This is a genomic window from Bartonella sp. AA74HLJMH (genome assembly GCF_042197045.1).
In the GTDB taxonomy this organism is placed as follows: domain Bacteria; phylum Pseudomonadota; class Alphaproteobacteria; order Rhizobiales; family Rhizobiaceae; genus Bartonella.
This window is the reverse complement of record NZ_JBHIRJ010000048.1, coordinates 1-4,029: the sequence shown is the minus strand read 5'-3', so window position 1 is coordinate 4,029 and position 4,029 is coordinate 1. Positions and strand designations below refer to the sequence as shown.

1 pseudogene is annotated in these 4,029 nt (G+C 41.4%); it reads left to right on the top strand.

Features of this window, described 5'->3' with window-relative positions:
* Positions 1 to 4,029 (top strand): annotated as a pseudogene (locus tag ACFINH_RS09215) (hypothetical protein); the annotation flags it as partial.

Genomic DNA, 4,029 nt, shown 5'->3' with positions numbered 1-4,029 from the left:
TCGAATGTTACGCCTGTTTTTTCAGCAAATCCTGATTTTAGAAACACATTTCTTGAAGGTGTAAAAAGTGCTGGTGTATCTTATCCACAAAGCCTTCTCTCTGTTGCTGGTTTGAATGATTCTGATGATTACGCAAATTTTTTAACCAAAACCCTTTCTGGTAAGAGTGATAAGAGTCCTATCGTAAATGTTTTGACAGAAGGTAGCCGTTCTGCGCGAGTTGGAAATGTTGATGATAAGAAAGCGCTACAGCTTACAAGAATAGCGGTTAACGATAAAAGCATGAGTGCGGATAATATTGCTGTGCGAAAATTGCCAAAAACATTTGTTAAAAAAGGGGGGATGCTGCCTGTTGAGGGAGATAATAGTGATGATATTTTGCTGTCTGGCGTTAATAGTTTAGCAAGGAGAGTGAGTACATATGCAACTAATAATGATATAAAAATAGGAAACAGTCCGAATGCGCATGGCGTGGGGATTATTGCTATTGGTAACAACATACAGGTACATTCAGGACGCGACGATTATGAAGCTGTTATTAATATCGGCAACAGTTCGCAAACCTCCGCTCCTGCTACCACCGTTATTGGTGATAGGGCAAGAGCGGAAAAGTGGGCCGGTGTTGCTATAGGAAGTGATGCTATAGCTGATAGGGCTGCAGGTGTTTCAGGGTACACTTCTTTGTTGCAGGGGCCTGCACACAACACTGAGACGCAATGGAAAAGTACGCAGGGTGCCGTTAGTGTTGGTAATAAAAGTACGGGCATGACGCGGCAGATTACAGGTGTAGCAGCTGGTAGTGATCCTGCCGATGCAGTAAATGTTGTACAGTTAAAAGACTTAGAAAGTGTCGTAAGAAATGGTGGTTGGAAACTATCTGTTGGGGGTAAGGATGGTAAGGCCGTTATCATGGACAGCGCGGTAGATTTTTCCGCTGGAAGTACAAATCTTCAAATTAGCAAAGGCAAAGATAATAATAATATAAAATTTGATCTAGCTAAGGATATTGCAGTCAATAAAGTAACTGCAGGAAACAGTACCTTAGATGCAACGGGCTTAGTGATTTCTGGTGGACCGAAAATAACAACGGGTGGTATTGACGCTGGTAGTAAGAAGATAACAGGCATTCAAAATGGCGCACTCACAGCAGAATCGACCGAAGCGGTCAATGGTTCCCAACTTTTGGCAACAAATACTGAAATTAATGAAGTAAGAGACAGTATTCTTGTTAAGCAAGTAGCAGAGATGGCTTTGACGCGCAGTCTCCGTGATGGAGGAACGGGCCTTATCACTATTGGTAAGGGAACAGGTGGTACCGAAATCAGTATTCTAAATAAGGATAATGGAGGGCGGAAACTTTCCGGTCTACTTGGCGGGACAATCAATGAAAATTCAGACGAAGCTGTAAGTGGTTCTCAGCTTCATACCCTAGGGAGCAGTGTTGCATCTTATTTCGGTGGTGGTGCTGACTTTGGAAATGGAAACTCAGTAGGTCCTACTTTTAAGATTAAAACTTTCGATACTGATGGAGAGGAAAAAAGAGAGAGTTATCAGAATGTAGCGGATGCGTTTGAGGGTGTTAATACGGCTCTCACGACTGTTCAGGATAAATTGACTGAACAGGTTAATAATGTGATTACCAAAGTAGAAAGCGAAAGCTTTGTTCAGCAAGATAAGACAACGAGTCGTCTCACTATTGGTGCAAAAGTAGGTGGCACAGAAATCAATATTGCAAATGAAAGCGGTGCGGATCGGATAATTTCTGGTGTTGGTGAAGCAAAGAACAATAATGACGCTGTTAACAAAGGTCAATTAGATAAAGGTTTGAAGGATCTTTCTACCAGCCTTCAGTCAGATGACTCGGCTGTTGTTCATTACGATAAAACAGGTGATGAAACTGATTATACGAGTGTGACTTTAGGCAAAGGTAAGGATAAGGCAGCTGTTGGTCTTCATAATGTTGCCGATGGTCAGATTGCCAAGGGTTCACGTGATGCAATTACGGGTGGCCAGATTAGTAAAATCGGTGAGGATGTAGCTAAGTTTTTAGGTGGAGAAGCATCCTTTAAAGATGGAGCTCTTACACAGCCAACGTATAAATTATCTTACATTGCTAAAGATGGAGTTGTAACAGAGAGTGCCTTTCAAGGTGTTGGAACCGCTTTTGCAGGTCTTGATGAGAATATCAAGAATGTGAATGCAAGGATTAAAGAGGTTTCTGAAGGAGTAGCACAGGATTCTTTGTTATGGAGCAAGGAAGCCGATGCCTTTGTAGCGCGTCATGAAAAGAGTAAAGAAGAAAAAGGCAAAGCTGTCAGGACACAAGAAAACAGTAGAGTTACGTTCCTTGCAAATGGTGAGATTAGCGCTACATCAACGGATGCTGTAACGGGTGGACAGCTTTATTCGCTGAACGAACAACTTGCAACCTATTTTGGTGGAGGTGCTGGATATGATAAAGAGGGCAAATGGAAAGCACCGGATTTCAAGATCAAGCAGTTTGGTGAGGATGGTACTTCTTTTGACAAGAATTATCAGAATGTAGCAGATGCACTTGCCGGTGTTGGAAGTTCTATCACGAATGTTCAGAATAAATTGACTGAACAGGTTAATAATGTGATTACCAAAGTGGAAAGCGAGAGCTTTGTTCAGCAAGATAAGACAACGAGTCGTCTCACTATTGGTGCAAAAGTAGGTGGCGCAGAAATCAATATTGCAAATGAAAGCGGTGGGGATCGGATAATTTCTGGTGTTGGTGAAGCAAAGAACAATAATGACGCTGTTAACAAAAGCCAGCTTGATAGCAATATCAAGAATGTCAATGATAATGTAACAAATAAGTTTAGCGAACTTACTAAAAACATAACGAATATTACTCAGCAAGTTAAAGGTGATGCTTTGTTATGGAATGATGAAGCCAATGCCTTTGTAGCACGTCATGAAAAGAGCAAAGAAGAAAAAGGCAGAGCTGTAGCCACTCAAGATAACAGCAAAATTACGTTTCTTTTAGATGGTGATGTTTCTAAAGATTCAACGGATGCTGTCACGGGTGGACAGCTTTATTCGCTGAACGAACAACTTGCAACCTATTTTGGTGGAGGTGCAGGTTATGATGAGCAAGGACAATGGAAAGCTCCAAGTTTTAAGGTTAAGACAGTTAAGGATGATGGTAAATCTGAAGAGATAGACTATGGCAATGTGGCGGATGCTTTGGCTGGAGTTGGTAATTCTTTCACAAATATTAGAAATGAGATCAGCAAAGAGATTAATAATGAGATTGCCAATGTGAAAGGTGATAGCCTTGTTAAGAAAGATCAAGCAACCAATCTTATCACTATTGGTAAAGAAGTAGAAGGCAGTGAAATCAATATCGCTAATAGTAGTAAAGCAGATCGAACTCTTTCTGGTGTGAAGGCAGCAACACAAAATAATGAAGCTGTTAACAAAGGTCAGCTTGATGAAAGTTTAGAGAAGCTTTCTACCAGCCTTCAGTCAGATGACTCGGCTGTTGTTCATTACGATAAAAAAGAGGGTGAGAATGGCGGCATTGATTACACGAGTGTGACTTTAGGCAAAGGTAAGGATAAGGCAGCTGTTGGTCTTCATAATGTTGCTGATGGTCAGATTGCCAAGGGTTCACGTGATGCAATCACGGGTGGTCAGATTAATAAAATCGGTGAGGATGTAGCTAAGTTTTTAGGTGGAGAAGCATCCTTTAAAGATGGAGCTCTTACACAGCCAACGTATAAATTATCTTACATTGCTAAAGATGGAGTTGTAACAGAGAGTGCCTTTCAAGGTGTTGGAACCGCTTTTGCAGGTCTTGATGAGAATATCAAGAATGTGAATGCAAGGATTAAAGAGGTTTCTGAAGGAGTAGCACAGGATTCTTTGTTATGGAGCAAGGAAGCCGATGCCTTTGTCGCGCGTCATGAGAAGAAGCAAGAAGAACAAGGCAGAGCTGTAAGGACACAAGAAAACAGTAGAATTACGTTCCTTGCAAATGGTGAGATTAGCGCTAAATCAACG